The 17804-nt window shown below is 66.2% G+C and carries 16 protein-coding genes; 12 read left to right on the top strand and 4 right to left on the bottom strand.

Annotated features, from left to right (window positions below):
• Positions 1-186: hypothetical protein (locus ABY44_RS25925; protein ID WP_431642606.1), on the top strand; the 186-nt coding region annotated here is incomplete at its 5' end.
• A 156-nt stretch (positions 187-342) separates the two neighbouring features.
• On the opposite strand, the gene ABY44_RS25920 is transcribed toward ABY44_RS25925, so the two are convergent.
• A complete protein-coding gene (locus tag ABY44_RS25920) occupies positions 343-1614 on the bottom strand; it encodes an SGNH/GDSL hydrolase family protein (RefSeq protein ID WP_431642605.1) in 1272 nt (423 codons plus the stop codon).
• Positions 1615-1812: 198 nt separating this feature from the next.
• Here ABY44_RS25920 and paaA point away from each other — a divergent pair, with 198 nt between their 5' ends.
• The 8 genes from paaA (at position 1813) to ABY44_RS25880 (ending at position 8098) form a co-directional block, all read left to right on the top strand.
• Positions 1813-2811, top strand: coding sequence for a 1,2-phenylacetyl-CoA epoxidase subunit PaaA (paaA, locus tag ABY44_RS25915; RefSeq protein WP_027788584.1), 999 nt, complete (start codon positions 1813-1815; stop codon positions 2809-2811).
• 37 nt (positions 2812-2848) lie between these two features.
• Positions 2849-3133 (top strand): 1,2-phenylacetyl-CoA epoxidase subunit PaaB, encoded by a 285-nt coding sequence (paaB, locus tag ABY44_RS25910; RefSeq protein ID WP_027788585.1) that lies wholly within the window; start codon positions 2849-2851, stop codon positions 3131-3133.
• Positions 3134-3143: 10 nt separating this feature from the next.
• A complete protein-coding gene (gene paaC / locus ABY44_RS25905; protein WP_027788586.1) occupies positions 3144-3947 on the top strand; it encodes a 1,2-phenylacetyl-CoA epoxidase subunit PaaC in 804 nt (267 codons plus the stop codon).
• Between the two features lie 23 nt (positions 3948-3970).
• Positions 3971-4537, top strand: coding sequence for a 1,2-phenylacetyl-CoA epoxidase subunit PaaD (paaD, locus tag ABY44_RS25900; protein WP_027788587.1), 567 nt, complete (start codon positions 3971-3973; stop codon positions 4535-4537).
• Positions 4538-4542: 5 nt separating this feature from the next.
• On the top strand, positions 4543-5631 hold the full coding sequence (gene paaE / locus ABY44_RS25895; protein ID WP_027788588.1) for a 1,2-phenylacetyl-CoA epoxidase subunit PaaE: 1089 nt from the start codon (positions 4543-4545) through the stop codon (positions 5629-5631).
• A 128-nt stretch (positions 5632-5759) separates the two neighbouring features.
• On the top strand, positions 5760-6584 hold the full coding sequence (locus ABY44_RS25890) for a DUF1835 domain-containing protein (protein ID WP_059490190.1): 825 nt from the start codon (positions 5760-5762) through the stop codon (positions 6582-6584).
• Between the two features lie 16 nt (positions 6585-6600).
• Complete coding sequence (locus tag ABY44_RS25885; protein WP_011350658.1) at positions 6601-7206, top strand: TetR/AcrR family transcriptional regulator; 606 nt, start codon at positions 6601-6603, stop codon at positions 7204-7206.
• Between the two features lie 244 nt (positions 7207-7450).
• Positions 7451-8098 carry a GNAT family N-acetyltransferase gene (locus ABY44_RS25880; RefSeq protein ID WP_027788590.1) on the top strand — a complete coding sequence of 216 codons (648 nt, stop codon included), beginning with the start codon at positions 7451-7453 and terminating at the stop codon, positions 8096-8098.
• Positions 8099-8158: 60 nt separating this feature from the next.
• Here ABY44_RS25880 and ABY44_RS25875 read toward each other — a convergent pair whose 3' ends face one another.
• The gene (locus tag ABY44_RS25875) at positions 8159-8683 is read right to left on the bottom strand and encodes an Lrp/AsnC family transcriptional regulator (protein ID WP_021158575.1); all 525 of its coding nucleotides are present in this window, start codon (positions 8681-8683) and stop codon (positions 8159-8161) included.
• Positions 8684-8895: 212 nt separating this feature from the next.
• Between ABY44_RS25875 and hppD the strand changes: the two genes are divergently transcribed.
• Entirely contained in the window at positions 8896-9993 is a 1098-nt protein-coding gene (gene hppD, locus ABY44_RS25870) for a 4-hydroxyphenylpyruvate dioxygenase (RefSeq protein WP_060175012.1), read from the top strand.
• A 132-nt stretch (positions 9994-10125) separates the two neighbouring features.
• Here hppD and ABY44_RS25865 read toward each other — a convergent pair whose 3' ends face one another.
• The gene (locus tag ABY44_RS25865) at positions 10126-10320 is read right to left on the bottom strand and encodes a hypothetical protein (protein ID WP_027788593.1); all 195 of its coding nucleotides are present in this window, start codon (positions 10318-10320) and stop codon (positions 10126-10128) included.
• 330 nt (positions 10321-10650) lie between these two features.
• Between ABY44_RS25865 and ABY44_RS25860 the strand changes: the two genes are divergently transcribed.
• Positions 10651-14241 carry an indolepyruvate ferredoxin oxidoreductase family protein gene (locus ABY44_RS25860; protein WP_060175011.1) on the top strand — a complete coding sequence of 1197 codons (3591 nt, stop codon included), beginning with the start codon at positions 10651-10653 and terminating at the stop codon, positions 14239-14241.
• 143 nt (positions 14242-14384) lie between these two features.
• On the opposite strand, the gene ABY44_RS25855 is transcribed toward ABY44_RS25860, so the two are convergent.
• Positions 14385-16655 carry an NADP-dependent malic enzyme gene (locus ABY44_RS25855; protein WP_027788595.1) on the bottom strand — a complete coding sequence of 757 codons (2271 nt, stop codon included), beginning with the start codon at positions 16653-16655 and terminating at the stop codon, positions 14385-14387.
• A 458-nt stretch (positions 16656-17113) separates the two neighbouring features.
• On the opposite strand from ABY44_RS25855, the gene ABY44_RS25850 reads away from it, so the two are divergent.
• Positions 17114-17800, top strand: coding sequence for an orotate phosphoribosyltransferase (locus tag ABY44_RS25850; RefSeq protein WP_011546659.1), 687 nt, complete (start codon positions 17114-17116; stop codon positions 17798-17800).
• The last annotated feature ends 4 nt before the right edge of the window (positions 17801-17804 follow it).

Below are 17804 nucleotides of genomic sequence, written 5' to 3'. Positions count from 1 at the left end.
CGTTTTCAGCAGCAGAGAAGCGAGATTATGAACCGTGTTTCGCAGCTCGTCAACAACTTTTTACACTACATCGTTGCGACTGCGGGGCTCAACTTCCTTAGCCAGCCGCGCGCCCGACACTGCAGCACACCACCAGCTTCGCCTCCCCTTCCGCGCCGCGTTTCCGTTAGCGCGAAAGAGGCGTGATTCTAAGCACCCGCCCCCATCTGCGCAAGCCCTTTGTGAAAATATTTTGAAAAGCCCCCGTGCGCTGACGCGCACGGGGGCTGGGGCTCGGCGGGCCGCCGGTGGCCATCGACCACAAGGGGGCCGGCAACACTTCCCTCTATATATAGAAGCTCATTACTTGCCGCCCACCGCGGCCTGCAGTTGCTCGATCGGCACCGCGTCGGCCATCGCCGTGTATCCAGCGTCGCTCGGATGAATGCCGTCGCCACTATCGAATCGACGCTGCAGCACGCTCGGGCGCGCCGGATCGCGCAGCACCGCGTCGAAGTCCACTACGCCGTCGAACCCGCCACCGCTCCGGATCCACCGGTTCACCTCGAGCCGGATCGCCTCCCGCCCCGCCGGCAGCCCGGCCGGCGTCAGCGTCGCGCCGAAGACCTTCACGCCCTGACGGTGCGCCGCGTCGATCAGTCGGCGGTAGCCGTTGATCAGCGATGCAGCCGTGACCTGCGTATGCGGGTGGTCGCAATCGAGCCCCGCGCGCGGCGGCATCGCCGCAAAGTTGATGTCGTTGATCCCGATCAGCACGATCGCCGCCTTTACGCCCGCGCGCGACAGCGCATCGCGCTCGAACCGCGACGCCAGCGACGTGCCATAGCAAGCCGAATCGCTGAGCAGCCGGTTTCCGCTGATCCCGAGATTCGCGACGCCGATCGATTCCGCGCCCGAGGCGGCCAGCCGACGCGCCAGTGCGTCCGGCCAGCGGCGGTTCCGGTTCACGCTCGAGCGCAGCCCGTCGGTGATCGAATCGCCGATCGCGGCTACGCTGGCGCGCGCGGAACCGGTCTCGACCGCGAGCTCGGTCACCCATGCAAATTGGGTAAAGCGGGTGCGGAACGCGGCAGCCCCCGGATCACTCACGTGCTCGCCCGGCACCGACACATAATTGAACTGGTTCGACACGCGGTGCCAGACCGTCATCCGCTGGTTCGCCCCCATCTGGAGGCTGATCGCATACGGCTGCCCGGCCCTGACGTCGATCCCCACCGGATCGCTTTCGAGTTCCTGGCCCGGCGCAAGCGTCACCGACACCTTGCCGCCGAACCTGACCGGCGCGGCCGCATCGCCGGACAGCGCCGCGCCTTCGCCAGCGCGCGCGAGGCTCGCCGCCTCGACGACGAGGGGGAAACGACCGTATGCATTGCTGACGCGGATCCGTGCGGCGCGCCCCGGCACTGTCGGATAGACGATCTGGCGCACCGTGCGACCGCCAACGTCGGGCGCGCGATAAAGCGGCGGCGGTGCTGCAAGGTCGGGAATCGGCTGCAACGCGGTCGCCCACGCGGCAACCCATCCCGCCGGCGCGGCCGAAGCCGACGCCACGAGCGGCGGGACAAAAGCGGCCGCACCCAGCACGGCCGCGGCGATACTGCTTCGGAATGACATCGGCAAAATCCTCGTCGGAAAGCGGGCATTGTGCCGCAGAAGGCGCGGCTCCCGCGTGCCGGCCGCCATCACGCAGCACCATCGCGCCCCGATGTCCCTCGTTTACCCGAGTCTTTCCGCAAATCCGCAAGAAATTTATTAACCGACCGGTCGGTTGGTTTATACTTCGCACACATTCAACCGGACGAGAGCCTCGCCATGTACACGCAATCCCTCGACATCCCCGGCAACGTCGCGCCGCTCGACGCCGCAGCCGAGTCGCCCGAGCAGGCGCGGTTCGATGCGGTCATGGCTGCCGACGGCAAGATCGAACCGCAGGACTGGATGCCCGACGCCTATCGCAAGACGCTGGTCCGCCAGATCTCGCAGCACGCGCACTCGGAAGTCGTCGGCATGCTGCCGGAAGGCAACTGGATCTCCCGCGCGCCGAGCCTGAAGCGCAAGGCGATCCTGCTCGCGAAGGTCCAGGACGAAGCCGGCCACGGCCTCTATCTTTATAGCGCGGCCGAAACGCTCGGGGTATCGCGCGATTCGCTGATCGACGCGCTGCACGCCGGCAAGGCGAAATACTCGAGCATCTTCAACTACCCGACGCCGACCTGGGCCGACGTCGGCGTGATCGGCTGGCTGGTCGACGGCGCCGCGATCATGAACCAGATCCCGCTGTGCCGCTGCACGTACGGCCCATACGCGCGCGCGATGATCCGCGTGTGCAAGGAAGAATCGTTCCACCAGCGCCAGGGCTTCGACGCGCTGCTGTCGATGATGAAGGGCAGCGACGCGCAACGCGCGATGGTCCAGCAGGCCGTGAACCGCTGGTGGTGGCCGGTGCTGATGATGTTCGGCCCGAGCGACGCCGATTCGGTCCACAGCAACCAGTCCGCGAAATGGGGCATCAAGCGGATCACGAACGACGACCTCCGGCAAAAATTCGTCGACGCGACGGTCGACCAGGCGAAGGTGCTCGGCGTGACGCTGCCCGATCCTGACCTGAAGTGGAACGAAGCACGTGGCCACCACGACTACGGCACGATCGACTGGGACGAATTCTGGCGCGTGGTCAACGGCGACGGCCCGTGCAACAAGGAACGCCTCGCGACCCGCGTGAAAGCGCACGAGGACGGCGCATGGGTGCGCGAAGCCGCCCTCGCCCACGAAGCAAAGCGCCGCGCGCGCGCCGAACAGCACGCCGCCTGAGCGGCACACCATCGAATTCAGGATTCAGGAGAAAGTGATGAACAAGGAATGGCCGATCTGGGAAGTGTTCGTGCGCAGCAAGCAGGGGCTCGACCACAAGCATTGCGGCAGCCTGCATGCCGCCGACGCGTCGATGGCGCTGCGCATGGCGCGCGACGTCTACACGCGCCGCCAGGAAGGCGTGAGCATCTGGGTGGTGCCGTCGTCGGCGATTACCGCGTCGGATCCGAGCGAGAAGGCCGAGCTGTTCGAACCGGCGGGCGACAAGATCTACCGTCACCCGACGTTCTACACGCTGCCCGACGAAGTCAACCACATGTAACGCCCGCGCCATGACGATCACGCCCGAACACCTCTCCTACGTGCTGCGCCTCGCGGACAACACGCTGATCCTCGGTCAGCGCAATGCCGAATGGTGCGGCCATGGCCCGATCCTCGAGGAAGACATCGCGCTCACCAACATGAGCCTCGACCTCATCGGCCAGGCACGCATGCTGTATACGCATGCGGCCGAACTCGAGCGCCAGCTCACCGGCGCGACGAAGACCGAGGACGACTACGCGTACTTCCGCACCGAGCGCGAGTTCGCGAACTTCACGCTCGCCGAACTGCCGCATTACGGCCCGCTCGCCGGCACCGCGCACGCCGACAAGGACTACGCGGTGACGATCGTGCGCAACTTCCTGTACTCGGCGCTGATGCTGCACGTGTGGAGCGCGCTGGAAACGTCGACCGACACGCAGCTCGCCGCGATCGCCGCGAAATCGGTGAAGGAAACCCGCTATCACGTGCAGCACGCACGCGAGTGGCTCGTACGCCTCGGCGACGGCACCGACGAATCGCACCGTCGCGCGCAGGACGCGCTCGACTACCTGACGCCGTATACGCGCGAATTCTTCGCCGCCGATGCGATCGACGACGCAGTCGCGGCCGCGGGCATCGCCCCGGCACCGGCCACGCTCGAAGCGGCGTGGCGCGCGGACGTGGACGACGCGCTCGCGGAGGCGACGCTCACGCTGCCGGCCCCCGTGCAGCACGTGACGACCGGCAAGCAGGGCGAGCATTCGGAACACATGGGCTACCTGCTCGCCGAACTGCAAAGCCTCGCACGCCAGCACCCCGGCGCGACCTGGTAACCCCGACGCCACGGAGCCCGACGATGTCCGTCCAGACCGCCCCCGCCAACGCCAACGCCGTGCCTGCCGCGCGCCGCGACGATCCGCTGCTCGCCCGCGCATGGGACGTGCTCGAAGCCGTGCCCGATCCCGAGATCCCGGTCGTGTCGATCCGCGAGCTCGGCATCCTGCGCGACGTCCGCCGCGCGGACGACGGCCAGCTCGAGGTCGTGATCACGCCGACCTACTCGGGCTGCCCGGCCATGTCGCAGATCGCCGAAGACATCGCCGCCGCGCTGCAGGCCGCCGACCTGCCGCCGCACCGGATCGAGACGGTGCTCGCGCCCGCGTGGACGACCGACTGGATCACGCAGGAAGCGCGCGACAAGCTGCGTGCGTACGGCATCGCGCCGCCGGTCGGCCAATGCGGCACCGCCGCGCCACGGGAAAACGTCGTGCGCTTCGTGCCGCGGCCCGTCGCGGCGCCCGCGTGCCCGCGCTGCGGCTCGGCACGCACCGAGCGTCTCGCGCAATTCGCGTCCACGGCCTGCAAGGCGCTGTATCGCTGCGTCGACTGCCGCGAACCCTTCGACTACTTCAAACCCTACTAATCGATATGGCGACCCCGCAATTTCATCCGCTGCGTATCCGCGACGTGCGGCCCGAGACCGCCGACGCCGTGACCGTCTCCTTCGACGTGCCGCCCGAGCTGCGCGACGCGTACCGCTTCACGCAGGGCCAGTTCGTCACGCTGAAGACCCACATCGACGGCGAGGAAACGCGCCGCTCGTATTCGATCTGCGTCGGCACGACGGACTACGACCGTGACGGCGAACTGCGCATCGGCATCAAGCGCGTACGCGGCGGCCGCTTCTCGAACTTCGCCTTCGATACGCTGAAGCCCGGCCACACGATCGACGTGATGACGCCGGACGGCCGTTTCTTCACGCACCTGAACGCCGACCACGGCAAGCAGTACGTCGCGTTCTCCGGCGGCTCCGGGATCACGCCGGTGCTCGCGATCGTGAAGACGACGCTCGAACTGGAGCCCCGCAGCACGTTCACGCTGATCTACGGCAACCGCAGCGTCGACGCGATCATGTTCGCGGAGGAGCTCGAGGACCTGAAGAACCGCTACATGAACCGCTTCGTCCTCTATCACGTGCTGTCGGACGACCAGCAGGACGTCGAACTGTTCAACGGCGTGCTCGACCAGGCGAAATGCGCGGAATTCCTCGGCACGCTGACGCCGGCCGACGCGATCGACGAAGCGTTCATCTGCGGCCCGGCGCCGATGATGGACGCGGCGGAAGCCGCGCTGAAGGCAGCCGGCGTGCCGCAGGCGAAGGTGCACGTCGAGCGCTTCGGCACGCCGCTGCCGCAAGCCGGTGCGCCGGTCGTCGAAATCACCGACCAGACGCCGGCCGCCGACCTCGAAATCGTGCTCGACGGCAAGAAGCGCAAGCTGCGGCTGCCGTACGAAGGCGTGAGCCTGCTCGATATCGGCCTGCGGGCGGGCCTCGCGCTGCCCTACGCGTGCAAGGGCGGCGTGTGCTGCACGTGCCGCGCGAAGGTGCTCGAGGGCGAAGTGCGGATGGAGAAGAACTACACGCTCGAAGAGCATGAAGTGAAGGACGGCTTCGTGCTCACGTGCCAGTGCCACCCGGTCAGCGACAAGGTCGTCGTGAGCTTCGACGAGCGTTGAGCGACGTCGCGTCGCGGCGCCGGACGGTTTCTCGCCGTCACACATCTCGCTTACACTAGGGGCCGCCGGCCGGCTGGACATCGCAACGTCCGCCCGGCCGGCGGTTTTCTTTTGTTGACGACAGGCCGATGAGTACCATTCATGTGATTCAGGGCGGCACCGCCGCCGCGTCGCTGCGCGAGGCACTCGCGCAAGCCGGGCGCGACGAGCATGTCGTCGGATTGCTCGACGATCTCGGCGTCGGGCCGCTCAAGGGCGCCGACGAGACGCCCGACACGCGTGCAGCCTTCTGGCAGCGCGTGCTCGGCGACCAGATTCCCGACTGGAACGCAGAGATCGAAGCCGAGTTCGCACGCCTCGACCAGCTGGCGACGGAGACGGGCCAGGTGGTCGTGTGGCATGCACCGAGCGTCGGCGACAAGCTGCTGCTGCGGCGCGTCGCCTATCACCTGCGCAATGTCCCGCAACGCCTGAACGAAGTGCGGCTGTCGGCCGCCGACCTCGACCCGGCGCAGCGCGCGTCGCTGTCGCGCACCGACCAGGCATGCGCGACCGGCATGTTCTCGCCCGCCGAACTGGCGCGCAAGCGTCCGGTGGCCGCGCCGATCTCGGTGCTGCGCATCGGCCGCCTCGCGCTCGAATGGCAGGAGGCGAAGCACCAGAACGCCGAACTGCGCTACTGGGTCAGCAACACGATCAAGAGCGGCCACTATGAAGAACTCGACGCGCTGATCCTCGCGCGCGCGGAAACCGACTGGCTGCCCGCGCGGCGCCTCGTCGGCAGCATCATGGCCGACGCCGATCGCGGCGGGCTGTTCGTCAGCGACTCGATCGCCTGGTGGCGCTGCCGCGAACTCGCGGCGGCCGGCCGGCTCGAGCTGCAGGACGACACGCCCGACGCCCTCTCCTCCACGCAGGTGCGCGCGGCCCGCGCGGCCGCCACGCACCGCTAATCTTCCGCATTCGACCATGGCCCGTACCCGAGCGCCCGACCACGAATCCCAGCGCGAGCAGATCCTCGATCTGGCCGCCGACAAATTCGCGCAGACGAGCTATCCGAGCACGTCGATGTCCGATCTCGCGACCGCGAGCGGCACGTCGAAAGCACGCCTCTATCACTATTACGAGAGCAAGGAAGCGATCCTGTTCGACCTGCTCGACCGCTACACGAAACGGCTGATGCTGATCATCGCCGAGGTCGAAGGGGCGAGCCAGCGGCGCGGCCTCAGCGAGCGCGACGCGTTCGCGGAGCTTGTGCGCGCGTTCCTCGCCGAATACGAAACATCGCACAGCCGCCACGTCGCGCTGCTCAACGACGTGAAGTATCTCGAGGACGCGCAGCGCGAAATCGTGCTCGACCGCCAGCGCGACATCGTCGCGGCATTCACGCGACAGCTGGCGCGCGCGTACCCGGACCGCATCTCGAAGGAAAACCAGACTTCCGTGACGATGATGGTGTTCGGGATGATCAACTGGACGTTCACGTGGCTGAAGCCCGGCGGCCGCCTCGGCTACCGCGACTTCGCCGAGCAGGTGATCGACCTGATCGAACGCGGGCTGTCGACGGCCGCCTGATTGCCGCGCAGCAGCAAGCGTTGCGCGACGGGCACACTGCGACCGCCCGCCGCGCGTTTCATATGATGAATTTTAAATCCGTTTAAAATCAAATAGATAGCGGATTAACTAAGCGGATTTAGAATTCATCCTCCAGCTCAAACATCGTTAAATACGGGTTTTCCCCAATCCGAGGGCTGACGGTCGGGTAAAATGCTGCTGCATTGCACAACCCGCTGTACGGTCACACATTGAGGAACCCACGATGAACACGCGATTCAACGGCTCTGCCGATGTCGTCGGCACCGCCGGTACTGCGCCGGTTCTCGTCAGGGAACTGGCTTCCAAAGACCGTGAGCAGATGCTCACCCACTTTCTCTCGCTCGACGAAGAGGACCGCCTGCTGCGCTTCGGCCAGATGGTGCCCGACCACGTGCTCGAGAACTATGTCCGCACGATCGACTTCGGTCGCGACACCGTGTTCGGCGTGTTCGACCACGACCTCGAACTGATCGGCGTCGGCCACCTGGCCTACCTGCCGGCCGAGGGCGACAAGCGCACGGCCGAATTCGGCGTGTCGGTGCTCGAAAGCGCACGCGGCCGCGGTGTCGGCTCGAAGCTGTTCGAACGCGCGGCGATCCGCAGCCGCAACACGCACGTGACGACGCTGTACATGCACTGCCTGTCGCGTAACGCGACGATGATGCACATCGCGAAGAAATCCGGGATGCGGATCGAGTATGCGTACGGCGAGGCCGATGCGTACCTGTCGCTGCCGCCGGCCGACCACTCGACGATCATCGCCGAGATGCTGCAAGAGCAGGCCGCGGTGTTCGACTACGCGATGAAGCGCCAGGCGCGCCGCACCACGAAGTTCATCGAATCGCTGATGCCCGCCGCCCTGACGGCGTAACGTCAGCCAGCCGGGCCGCGCCTTCCGCGCGCCCGGCCCCCTCCCTCCCCCGCCGCGCAACTAGCGCACCGACCGAATCGGCAACGCCGTCGTCTCCTTGAAGCATTCGAGCGAAAAGCTCGTCTTCACGTCGATCACCGACGGGTGATGCAGCAAATGCTCCTGCACGAAGCGGGAGAAATGCGCCATGTCCTCGACCTGCACGCGCAGCAGGTAATCCATGTCCCCCGTCATCGCGTGGCACGCGACCACTTCCGGCCAGGTCTGCACGGCCGCACGAAACAGCTCCGCATGGGTCGCGCCCGCGCGCGCCGACGTTTCGTCGACCCGCACCGGCGCCAGGCCGCCGCGTTTCTCGAGCCGCACGCTCACGTACGCGAGCAGGTCGAGCCCGAGCTTCTGCGGATTCAGCAGCGCGACATAACCGGTGATCACGCCGATCTCCTCGAGCCGCCTGATCCGCCGCAGGCACGGGCTCGGCGACAGGTTCACGCGCTCGGCGATCTCCTGGTTCGACAGGCGCCCGTTCTCCTGGAGAATTGCGAGAATCCGCCGGTCGATGGCATCCAATTCGGCGTGCGCCATCTTCTGCCCCCCAATGATTATTTCAAGACTGGAAATTGCGCCATCGTAGGTTCGGGCGATCAAGTTCGCAAGTTTACGCTCGCGACTGCCCGCTACACTCTGTCGCACGTACCGATTCGTCGCGCACGCTGCCGCGTGTGCCACGTTCGACATCGAACCAGGCCGGACAGGCGCACGTCGCCGCGGCCGATCGCCCCCACAGGAGACACGCCATGCAGATCCCGAACTGGGACAACCCCGTCGGCACCGACGGCTTCGAATTCATCGAATACACGGCGCCGGACCCGAAAGCGCTCGGACAGCTGTTCGAACGGATGGGTTTCACCGCGATCGCGCGCCACCGCCACAAGGACGTGACGCTGTACCGCCAGGGCGACATCAACTTCATCATCAACGCCGAACCCGATTCGTTCGCCCAACGCTTCGCGCGCCTGCACGGCCCGTCGATCTGCGCGATCGCGTTCCGCGTGCAGGACGCCGCGAAGGCGTACAAGCGCGCGCTCGAACTCGGCGCATGGGGCTTCGACAACAAGACGGGCCCGATGGAGCTGAACATCCCGGCGATCAAGGGCATCGGCGATTCGCTGATCTACTTCGTCGACCGCTGGCGCGGCAAGAACGGCGCGCAGCCGGGCGCAATCGGCGACATCAGCATCTACGACGTCGACTTCGAGCCGATCGCCGGCGCGAACCCGAACCCGGTCGGCCACGGCCTCACCTATATCGACCACCTGACGCACAACGTGCATCGCGGCCGCATGCAGGAATGGGCCGAGTTCTACGAGCGCCTGTTCAACTTCCGCGAAGTGCGCTACTTCGACATCGAAGGCAAGGTGACGGGCGTGAAGTCGAAGGCGATGACGTCGCCGTGCGGCAAGATCCGCATCCCGATCAACGAGGAAGGCTCGGATACGGCCGGCCAGATCCAGGAATACCTCGACGCATACCACGGCGAAGGCATCCAGCACATCGCGCTCGGCGCCAGCGACATCTACCGGGCGGTCGACGGCCTGCGCAGCAAGGAAGTGAAGCTGCTCGACACGATCGACACGTATTACGAACTGGTCGACCGCCGCGTGCCGAACCACGGCGAATCGCTGGACGAACTGAAAAAGCGCAAGATCCTGATCGACGGCGCGCGCGACGACCTGCTGCTGCAGATCTTCACCGAGAACCAGATCGGACCGATCTTCTTCGAGATCATCCAGCGCAAGGGCAACCAGGGCTTCGGCGAAGGCAACTTCAAGGCACTGTTCGAATCGATCGAGCTCGACCAGATCCGTCGCGGCGTCGTGCAGGACAAGGCCTGACGCATCCGGCGGGCGGCTGCCCGGGGCAACCCGGCAACCCGCCCGATCCGGCGGCACAAAGAAAAAGGGCGGGAATCCGAGGATTCCCGCCCTTTTTTCATTCCGGCGCGGCCCGCCGGCCGCGCGAACGGATCAACGCGCGTTCGCCTTCGACGCGACGGCGCGCTCGGCCGACGGCTGCGCGACGGCGTCCTGGGCCGGCGCGATCTGCTGCATCTGCGCGCCGGCTGCCGCCAGTGCGCTCGCGCCTCGCGCGTGCACCGGGCCGGTCATCGAGAAAAACGCGGCGGACACGATCAGGAAACTCTGGATATGACGTGTGTTCATTGCACCTCCTGTAAAACTGCCGGCGCCTCCCCGATGCGTCGAAACAGCCCGACGCGACCGGGCACCTCCGGCAGGCCGACAAGATTAACGGCATTTGCGCGCAGATGAACGCGGCCTTACATGCTTTTACATGATGTAACGCATGATTCAGCCCCTTTTTTACGGTGCGCCGCCGCGGCTCTCCCGGCATTCCAACCGATGGGCGGCGGGTTTGCCCCAGTGCTACCATCGCTTAAAACCGGCGAACATGCCGGCCACTGCCGACGCATCCAAAAGATGCCGACGCAACCGAAGTTTTGGTGATCCCAGACCGGGTGGAGGAGACAGTTAATGAATGCCCCGCTAGACGCAGACCAACGCGCGTCGCTAGAAGCCGCGCTGAAGTCCGTCACGCTTGACGACAAATACACACTTGAGCGCGGTCGCGCGTACATGAGCGGCATCCAGGCCCTCGTACGCCTGCCGATGCTCCAGCAGGAACGCGACCGCGCCGCCGGTCTCAATACGGCCGGCTTCATCTCCGGCTACCGCGGCTCGCCGCTCGGCGGCCTCGATCTGTCGCTCTGGAAAGCCAAGCAGCACCTGGCAGCCCACCAGATCGTCTTCCAGCCCGGCCTCAACGAAGATCTCGCCGCCACCGCCGTGTGGGGCTCGCAGCAGGTGAACCTGTACCCCGGCGCGAAGCACGACGGCGTGTTCGGCATGTGGTACGGCAAGGGCCCGGGCGTCGACCGCACCGGCGACGTCTTCAAGCACGCGAACTCGGCCGGCTCGTCGCAGCACGGCGGCGTGCTGGTGCTCGCCGGCGACGACCACGCGGCAAAATCGTCGACGCTCGCACACCAGTCCGAACACATCTTCAAGGCCTGCGGGCTGCCCGTGCTGTTCCCGTCCAACGTGCAGGAATATCTCGATTTCGGTCTGCACGGCTGGGCGATGAGCCGCTACTCGGGCCTGTGGGTCGCGCTCAAGTGCGTGACGGACGTCGTCGAATCGTCGGCATCGGTCGACATCGACCCGCATCGCACCGAGATCGTGCTGCCGACCGACTTCATCCTGCCGGAAGGCGGCCTGAACATCCGCTGGCCCGACCCGCCGCTCGTGCAGGAAGCGCGGCTGCTCGACTACAAGTGGTACGCGGCGCTCGCCTATGTGCGCGCGAACAAGCTCGACCGCATCGAAATCGATTCTCCGAACGCGCGCTTCGGGATCATGACCGGCGGCAAGGCCTACCTCGACGTGCGCCAGGCGCTGACCGACCTCGGCCTCGACGACGAAACCTGCGCGCGGATCGGCATCCGGCTCTACAAGGTCGGCTGCGTGTGGCCGCTCGAAGCGCAGGGCGCCCAGGCATTCGCGCGCGGCCTCGACGAAATCCTCGTCGTCGAGGAAAAGCGCCAGATCCTCGAATACGCGATCAAGGAAGAGCTGTACAACTGGCCCGACGGCCAGCGGCCGCGCGTGTTCGGCAAGTTCGACGAAAAAGACGGCGCCGGCGGCGAATGGTCGGTGCCGATGGGCAACTGGCTGCTGCCCGCGCACTACGAGCTGTCGCCCGCGATCATCGCGAAGGCGATCGCGACGCGCCTCGAGAAGTTCGAGCTGCCGTCCGACGTGCGCGCGCGCATCGCCGCGCGGCTCGCGGTGATCAACGCGAAGGAAATGGCGCTCGCGAAGCCGCACGTGCAGACCGAGCGCAAGCCGTGGTTCTGCTCGGGCTGCCCGCACAACACGTCGACCAACGTGCCGGAAGGCTCGCGTGCGATCGCCGGCATCGGCTGCCACTACATGACCGTATGGATGGACCGCAACACGAGCACCTTCAGCCAGATGGGCGGCGAAGGCGTGCCGTGGATCGGCCAGGCGCCGTTCACGGACGAGAAGCACGTGTTCGCGAACCTCGGCGACGGCACCTATTTCCACTCGGGCCTGCTGGCGGTGCGCGCGGCGATCTCGTCGAAAGCGAACATCACCTACAAGATCCTCTACAACGACGCCGTCGCGATGACGGGCGGCCAGCCGGTCGACGGCGTGCTGACGGTGCCGCAGATCACGCACCAGCTCGCGTCGGAAGGCGCGAAGAAGATCGTGATCGTCACCGACGAGCCGGAGAAGTACGACAGCCAGAAGGCGCTGCTCGCGCCGGGCGTGCCGATCCATCATCGCGACCAGCTCGACGACGTGCAGCGCGAGCTGCGCGAGATCGAAGGCACGACGATCCTGATCTACGACCAGACCTGCGCGACCGAGAAGCGCCGCCGCCGCAAGCGCGGCACCTATCCGGACCCGGCGAAGCGCGTCGTGATCAACGACGCGGTGTGCGAAGGCTGCGGCGACTGTTCGGTGCAGTCGAACTGCCTGTCGGTCGAGCCGCTGGAAACCGAATTCGGCACGAAGCGCCAGATCAACCAGTCGAGCTGCAACAAGGATTTCTCGTGCGTGAAGGGCTTCTGCCCGAGCTTCGTCACGGTCGAGGGCGGCCAGTTGAAGAAGCCGAAAGCCGTGTCGGTCGACGGCAACGCACTGCCGCCCATTCCCGAACCGACGCTGCCGGACATCGACCGCGCATACGGCGTGCTCGTCACGGGCGTCGGCGGCACGGGCGTCGTCACGATCGGCGCGCTGCTCGGGATGGCCGCGCACCTGGAGAACAAGGGCGTGACCGTGCTCGACGTCACCGGCCTCGCGCAGAAGGGCGGCGCCGTGATGAGCCACGTGCAGATCTCGCACGCGCCGACCGACATCCACGCGACGCGGATCGCGATGGGCGAAGCCGACCTCGTGATCGGCTGCGACGCGATCGTCACGGCCGGCGACGAGTGCACGTCGCGGATGCGGCACGACGCGACGCGCGTGGTCGTCAACAGCGCGCAGACGCCGACCGCCGAGTTCATCAAGAACCCGAACTGGGCATTCCCGGGCCTGTCCGCCGAGAACGACATCCGCGCGGCGGCCGGCGAAGCGGTCGACTTCATCGACGCGAACCGCTTCGCGGTCGCGCTGCTCGGCGACGCGATCTACACGAACCCGTTCGTGCTCGGCTACGCATGGCAGAAAGGCTGGCTGCCGCTCACGCTCGTGTCGCTCGTCCGCGCGATCGAGCTGAATGCGGTATCGGTCGAGAAGAACCGTGCGGCATTCGACTGGGGCCGCCGCGCCGCGTACGACCTGGCGAGCGTGAAGCAGGCCGCGGCCGGCGATGCGCGCCCCGCGCAAGGCGCCACGGTGATCGCGCTGCACACGAAGAAGGCGGTCGACGCACTGATCGCGAAGCGCGTGGAATTCCTCACCGCGTACCAGAACGCCGCGTATGCGGCGCGCTACGCGGCGTTCGTCGACAAGGTGCGCGCCGCCGAGCGTGCACTGGCGGACGGCGACACGGTGCAGGAGCAGCTGACTGAAGCAGTCGCCCGCAACCTGTTCAAGCTGATGGCGTACAAGGACGAATACGAGGTCGCGCGGCTGCAGTCCGATCCCGCGTTCCTCGCACGCCTGTCCGCGCAGTTCGAAGGCGACTGGAAGCTGAAATTCCACCTCGCGCCGCCGCTGTTCGCGAAGACGGACTCACACGGCCATCTGGTGAAGAAGGCGTACGGCCCGTGGATGATGACGGCCTTCCGCTGGCTCGCGAAGGCGAAGTTCCTGCGCGGCACGGCGCTCGACCCGTTCGGCCGCACCGAGGAACGCCGCTCCGAGCGCGCGCTGATCGGCGAGTACGAAGCGCTGATCGACGAAGTGCTGGCCAGGCTGAACGCGGCCAACCGCCCGCTCGCCCTCGAGCTCGCGGCGCTGCCGGACGGCATTCGCGGCTACGGCCACGTGAAGGAGAACAACCTGCGCGCGGTACGCCAGAAGTGGAGCACGCTGCTCGCGAAGTGGCGGGCGCCGGCAGGCGGCCAGTCGCACCAGCAGGTCGCGTGACGGCCAACCGACGGGCGCGGGCATTCGCGGTTCGAACGCCCGCCCCGGCCGGCGATTCGCAATAAAAAAAACGCCACGGAACGCAGGTTCCGTGGCGTTTTTCCTTGCGCCGCGCCTGAAGCGCGACACACGCGGGCGTGGACTTACTTCGTGTTCACGTTCGCGGCGGCAACGGCCGTCATGTTGATGATCCGGCGCACGGTCGCAGCCGGCGTCAGGATGTGGACCGGCTTCGCCGCGCCGAGCAGGAACGGACCGACCGTCACGCCTTCGCCGCCGACCATCTTCAGCAGGTTGTACGCGATGTTCGCCGCTTCGACGTTCGGCATGATCAGCAGGTTCGCTTCGCCCGACAGCGTCGTGCCGGGGAACGCCTGCTTGCGGATCATTTCCGACAGCGCCGCGTCGCCGTGCATTTCGCCGTCGACTTCCAGGTTCGGCGCACGTTCGACGATCAGCTTGCGGGCCTCGCCCATCCGGCGCGACGACGCCGACGGCGCGCTGCCGAAGTTCGAGTTCGACAGCAGCGCGGCCTTCGGCGCGATGCCGAAGCGCTCGATCTCGGCCGCGGCCTGGATCGTCATGTCGGCGAGCTGTTCGGCGCTCGGCAGCTCGTTCACGTACGTGTCGCATACGAACAGGTTGCGGCCCGGCAGCATCAGTAGGTTCATCGCGGCGAAGTGCTCGGCGCCCTTCGCGCGGCCCAGCACCTGCTCGATGAACTTCAGGTGGCTGTGGAACGTGTCGATCATCCCGCAGATCATCCCGTCCGCATCGCCCAGGTGCACGAGCATCGTGCCGATCAGCGTGTTGAACTTGCGCATCGCGGCCTTCGCGACTTCCGGCGTCACGCCGTCGCGCGCGCCGATCTCCTGATACGCCTGCCAGTAGCGGTGGTAGCGCGCATCGTCTTCCGGATCGACGATTTCGAAATCGGTGCCGGCCTTGAGCTTCGAGCCGATCTTCTGCAGGCGCATGTCGACGACCGACGGACGGCCGATGATGATCGGCTTCGCGATCTTTTCCTGCAGCACGAACTGCGCGGCGCGCAGCACGCGCTCGTCCTCGCCTTCGGCGAACACGATGCGCGCCTGCTTCTGCTTCGCGGTCGCGAACACCGGGCGCATCACCATGCCGGTGCGGTAGACGGTCGCGCCGAGCTGCTCGCGGTAGGCATCCATGTCCTGGATCGGACGCGTGGCGACGCCCGAATCCATCGCGGCTTGCGCGACGGCCGGCGCGATCTTGATGATCAGGCGCGGATCGAACGGCTTCGGAATCAGGTAGTCCGGCCCGAATTCGAGCGAGTGGCCTTCATATGCCTTCGCGACTTCCTCGCTCTGGTCGGTTTCTTCCGCCAGTTCGGCGATCGCGCGCACGCACGCGAGCTTCATTTCTTCCGTGATCGTCGTCGCGCCGACGTCGAGCGCGCCGCGGAAGATGAACGGGAAGCACAGCACGTTGTTGACCTGGTTCGGGTAGTCCGAACGGCCGGTCGCGACGATCGCGTCCGGGCGCACGGCCTTCGCGTCTTCCGGGCGGATTTCCGGTTCAGGGTTCGCGAGCGCCAGGATCAGCGGCTTGTCGCCCATCGTCTTGACCATGTCCTGCTTCAGCACGCCCGCGCTCGAGCAGCCGAGGAACACGTCCGCGCCGACGATTGCGTCGGCGAGCGTGCGTGCGTCGGTGGTCGCCGCATAGCGCTGCTTCGACGGATCGAGATTGCCGCGCCCTTCGTAGATCACGCCCTTCGAATCGGCGACGAGGATGTTCGACTTCGTGAGACCCAGGTTCACCAGCAGGTCCAGACACGCGATCGCTGCGGCGCCCGCGCCCGAGCACACGAGCTTCACTTCGGCGAGCTTCTTGCCGACGACCTTCAGGCCGTTCAGGATCGCGGCCGACGCGATGATCGCGGTGCCGTGCTGATCGTCGTGGAAGACGGGGATCTTCATGCGCTCGCGCAGCTTCTGCTCGATGTAGAAGCATTCCGGCGCCTTGATGTCCTCGAGGTTGATGCCGCCGAGCGTCGGCTCGAGCATCGCGATCGCCTCGACGAGCTTGTCGGGGTCGGATTCCGACAGTTCGATGTCGAACACGTCGATGCCCGCGAATTTCTTGAAGAGGCAGCCCTTGCCTTCCATCACCGGCTTCGCGGCCAGCGGGCCGATGTTGCCGAGGCCCAGCACGGCCGTACCGTTCGTGATGACGCCGACGAGGTTGCCGCGCGACGTGTACTTCTGCGCATCGAGCGGATCGGCGTGGATCGCTTCGCACGCAGCGGCGACGCCCGGCGAATACGCGAGCGACAGATCGAGCTGGTTCGACAGCGGCTTGGTCGGGGTGACCGAAATCTTGCCGGGTTTCGGATTCTGGTGATAGGCGAGTGCCGCCTGCTTCAGTTGTTCGTCCATGATTGACCTGCGAGAGACATGCGAAATATTGACGGTTCAGTACACAGCACCTTGGGCCGCGTCTGCTTGAATCGAGGGGATGGTCGACTGCGAGACGGCACGCAGCGCGCCGGGTCGGCACGCCATCGAACCTTGGCGGATGGCAAGAGGAAAGTACAAAGTACTGAACGATTTCTAAGGGTCGCCTAGTGTACACCCCCTAAATGACCTCCGTTGGTGCAGCGCCGCATCCTCCGCATCAGCGCGAGCGGTCCCGCCCCGTTTGTTTCGCCGGTGGTGAGCCGAGCGGCGAACCCGCGTGAATTCCGCCGAAAACCGGCCTGAATCGGGTAAAATAGCGGGCTACGCGCGCAGCGATGCGATTGGCCCTCCGATCGCGCCCCGGCCCCCAGGGCAGGTTCCCCTTGCTGCGCCACCGGGCCCGCGCCCGCTCTTCGCTCATCACCCAAGGAATGCCCATGACAGGCTACGATCGTCAGTCGATCTCGGATACGACCGCCAAAATCCTGCTCGAAGTGCAGGCAGTGCACTTCAACGCAGAAAAACCGTTCATCTTCACGTCCGGCTGGGCAAGCCCCGTCTATATCGACTGCCGCAAGCTGATTTCGTATCCGCGCGTGCGCCGCGCGCTGATGGAAATGGCTGAAACGACGATCACGCGCGACATCGGCTTCGAGCAGATCGACGCGGTGGCGGGCGGCGAGACGGCCGGCATCCCGTTCGCGGCATGGATCGCGGACCGGATGATGGTGCCGATGCAGTACGTGCGCAAGAAGCCGAAGGGTTTCGGCCGCAACGCGCAGATCGAAGGCCATCTGGAAGAAGGCTCGCGCGTGCTGCTCGTGGAAGACCTGACGACCGACAGCCGCAGCAAGATCAACTTCGTCAACGCGCTGCGCACCGCGGGCGCGACCGTGAACCACTGCTTCGTGCTGTTCCACTACGACATCTTCAAGGAAAGCGTGTCGGTCCTGAAGGACATCGACGTCGACCTGCACGCGCTCGCCACGTGGTGGGACGTGCTGCGCGTCGCGAAGGCTTCGGGCTACTTCGAGACGAAGACGCTCGACGAAGTCGAGAAATTCCTGCACGCACCGGCCGAGTGGTCGGCGGCGCACGGCGGCGCGACGGCCCCGAAGGAATGACGCC

It is taken from the genome of Burkholderia sp. ZZQ-2 (assembly GCF_050768715.1).
GTDB classification, from domain to species: Bacteria; Pseudomonadota; Gammaproteobacteria; order Burkholderiales; family Burkholderiaceae; genus Burkholderia; species Burkholderia cepacia.
Note: the sequence above shows the minus strand (reverse complement) of the source record. Positions and strands in the feature narration are given on the sequence as shown.